Source organism: Longimicrobium sp. (genome assembly GCF_036280135.1).
Lineage (GTDB): Bacteria > Gemmatimonadota > Gemmatimonadetes > Longimicrobiales > Longimicrobiaceae > Longimicrobium.
The window spans coordinates 1-3,382 of sequence record NZ_DASURI010000947.1; the positions used below are offsets into that span (position 1 = coordinate 1).

The window sequence follows — 3,382 nt, forward strand, 5'->3', positions numbered from 1 at the left end:
TAGACGAACGCCCAGTCCAGCTCGAAGGTCCCCTCCGCCGTCTCCAGGCGAAAGCGCGCCACCTTGGGGCCGGGGGCCAGCCCCGCCACCCATCCGTCCGTGGTGGGGTAGGGCATCCAGGGCGCGCCGCCGCCCCCGGGAATGCTCACGTTGCGCATCTCCGTCGTGCGGCCGTCCACGGTGACGAACATCCGCGGGTCGCCGGGCCCGGGCTCGCTGCCGGCCGGCAGCTTGATGGACGAGCCATCCACCCGCAGCAGCGTGGAGGCGGTGACGACCGAGCCGGCCGGCAGCCGCGGCCACAGCCACACGCGCCGGATCTCCTTCTCGACCACGAGGTCCACGCCGCCCGCCTCCAACCGCACGCGCTGCACGGAGCCGTCCTGCGGGCCCGTGTGCCAGGTGAGCGTGGCCGCGCCCTGCATGGCCATGATCCGGTTGATGGTGCCGCCGCCCGCCTCGACGGTGCCGCGAACGGGGAACTGCACCCGCTGGCCCGCGGCGTCGAACACGCCGACCTCCAGCGTAACGTCCCGGTCCGGGTGCGCGTACGGCAGGGGGGTGTACAGCTCCATCCGCGCCGGCGCGACCGGCCAGGAGTAGGCCGTCACCCGCACCGAGGGGATGGCCCCCGCCACCCAGAACAACTCCTCCACCCAGCCCGAGGACGGGGGAACCGTCCACGTGAACGAGGCGCGTCCCTGCGCGTCCGTCCGTACCGAGTCGGGCGCCGTGCCCGGGCCGCCGCGCACCCACACATCCGCCACGGGCGCGCCGCCGCCCGCCTGCCGCACCACGAAGACGATGGGATGCTCCAGGGGCTCGCCCCCCCTGGCGCCCTGGTACTCGCCGGACACCTGCACCAGCTCCAGCGGAGTGGCCGGGGCGGCCAGGGCCGTGAACCGCACGGGCGGGAGCCCGGCGGCCACGGCCTGGACCCCCTGTGCCGTGCCCAGGGCGCCGCCCAGCGTCCAGGCGGCCTGCGCCCGGCCCGTGGCGTCGGTGGTGCCGCCCGCCTGCACCGTGCCCCCGCCCGACACCACCGTCCAGGTGACGGGGGTGCCCGGGACGCCGTTGCCCAGCGCGTCCGTCACGCGGACCACGAGCGGGGCGGGCAGCGCCGCGCCGGCCGTGCCCGCGCGGTCGGGGTTCTCGGCCGCGAGCTGGGCGGGGGCGGCCGCGCGGGCCACGGCGCGGAAGGTGGCGAAGACGATGGGCGCGCCCGTCCGCGTGTCCACCGCGCGGGCCTCCACCACCTGCGTGTCGCCGGCCACCGTGCCCAGGGTCCAGCGCTCCTGCGCGATGCCGTCGCGGTTGGTGATGGCCGAGCCGGCGAACACCGAGCCGCCCCCGCTCACGACGCGAAAGTTCACCAGCTGGTCGCGCACGGGCCGGCCCCCTTCGTCCACCACCTTCGCCACCAGCGGCTGGGGCAGCTCCTGGCCCGCCGTGCCCGTCTGCAGGTCGCCCGAGACCACCAGCACGGCCGCGGGGCGCATGCCGCCGCCCACCACCTCGCCGTTGCAGCCCGCCGCGAGCAGTCCCAGGAAGAGCGCCGCCGCGCCCGCCATCATCCTCATTCCGTCCGCCCCTGTTCGTTGTCGTTCACCGCGGCGCCCATGCGCCCCAGCTCCTGCGCCACCTCGTCCGCCTCCGTCCGCGCGCCCAGCCCGGTGTACAGCCGGTGCGCCTCCCGCAGGCGCGCGTCCGCCGCCTCGTGCTCCCCCCGCCGAGCCTGGAGCCTCCCGTAGTGCTGCTGCGTGGCGGCCACCTCGTACGCGGGCAGCCGGTGGTCGCGGCACACCTCCAGCGCCTTCTCGTAGAACAGGTACGCGTCCGCGTCGCCGCGCTCCGCGGCGGCGGCGCCCAGGGCCCGGTACACGTCCGGCAGCCGGGTCACGGCGCGGGCGTGGATGGCCAGCGCCTCGGCGTCGCGCGCCACCGCCAGCGCCTCGCGGGCGCGGCCCTGGCGCAGCAGGGGCTCGGAGAGTCCCGCCATGAACGCCACGCGCGTCGCCGGGTCCACCTCCCGCCCCAGGGCGCGGCGAAAGGCGAGCTCGGCGTCCGACGCCTCGTCCCGCGCCAGGTGCAGGCGCCCCCAGGCGTGGTCCACGTACGCCATCAGCCCGTCGCCCAGGCCGGCCGCCGCCTGCTCCCCGCGCGCCAGCCACTCCGCCGCGGCGTCCAGGTCGCCCAGGCGGCGCTCCACCACGGACAGCCCCACGCACAGGTGCACGTATTCCGCGGTGGGCGGGCGGGCCGGGCAGCGCTCCACGCCGCGAAGGTACCACGCCCGCGCCTCGCTCCAGCGGCTCTGGTCCACGTGGACGTTTCCCAGCCCCTGGCACGCCACCACCGCGCCCACGTCGTCGCGCTGGGCGATGGCCACGTCGAGGCTTTCCTGGTAGCGCCGGGCGGCCGTCTCCCACTGGCCCAGGGCGCGGGCCACGCGGCCCAGCCGCCGAAGCGCCAGGCCCTCGCCCCGCCGGTCGCGCGGCTTGCGGCCGATGTCCAGCGCCCGCTCGTAGAACTCCCGCGCCTGCTCCAGCCGCCGCTCGCCCTCCTCCGCCTCGCCCGCGTCCACCAGGTGCCGGGCCGCCTGGGCCGCCTCTCCCCGCTCCAGCGCGGCCAGGGCGTGCACGGTGTGGCGCATCACCCGCTCCACGCGCCGGCGAACCCGCTCCGCGAGCGCCTGGACCTGGCTTTCCAGCGCGGCCGGGTCCGCCAGGCGCGTGTTGAGCGCGGGGTAGTCCTCGGCCGAGCCCCAGGCCAGCCCGCTGTCCGCGCGGGACGCCGAGAGCAGCGCGTCGCGCAGGTGCGCCAGGTCATCCGTCTCGGGGATGGCCTTGAGCGCGGCGTCGACTTTGAGGGCTCGCTGGGTCACGCGGGGTCGGTGGATGGGCGGTCTGCGGCGTTCATGGCGAAGGGCAGGGCACGTGCTGTTCCGTGATGTGGATCGATCGAAAACGGCGCCGTTGCTCGATTTTTTCGTTCCGGCGGATGCCGGGCGATGGATCGGCTGCCGGTTTTTGTGACAACGCGCTGCAGGAACCGGCAGAGGGGCGGAGAGGACGGGGAGCGGCCGGCTCACTCCGGGAGCACGCCGTACTCGATGGCCTTGCGCGATACGGTGTTGCGGTGCATGTCCAGGATCTCCGCGGCGCGGCCGAAGTGCCCGTTCACCTGCCGCAGCACCGTGCCGATGTGGAGCGCCTCCACCTGCGCCATGGTCATGCCGGCGGAGTAGCCGGGCAGCGACCCGGCCGCGCCCGCCGCCTCGCCGGGCGCGGCCGCCGGCCCCAGCTGGAGGTGATCCACCCGCAGCACGTCGCCGGGGGCCAGCAGCACCGCGCGCTCCAGCACGTTGCGCAGCTCGCGGACG

2 protein-coding genes and 1 pseudogene are annotated in these 3,382 nt (G+C 76.2%); all 3 read right to left on the reverse strand.

Going from position 1 to position 3,382, the window contains the following annotated elements; genetic code table 11:
• Positions 1–1,580 (reverse strand): annotated as a pseudogene (locus VFZ20_RS30480) (Ig-like domain-containing protein); the annotation flags it as partial.
• Positions 1,577–2,884 carry a tetratricopeptide repeat protein gene (locus VFZ20_RS30485; protein ID WP_329687745.1) on the reverse strand — a complete coding sequence of 436 codons (1,308 nt, stop codon included), beginning with the start codon at positions 2,882–2,884 and terminating at the stop codon, positions 1,577–1,579. The gene VFZ20_RS30485 and the pseudogene VFZ20_RS30480, both read right to left, overlap by 4 nt.
• Before the next feature lie 203 nt (positions 2,885–3,087).
• Positions 3,088–3,382, reverse strand: a 295-nt coding sequence (locus VFZ20_RS30490; RefSeq protein WP_329687746.1) for a helix-turn-helix domain-containing protein, incomplete at its 5' end; no start/stop codon positions are given.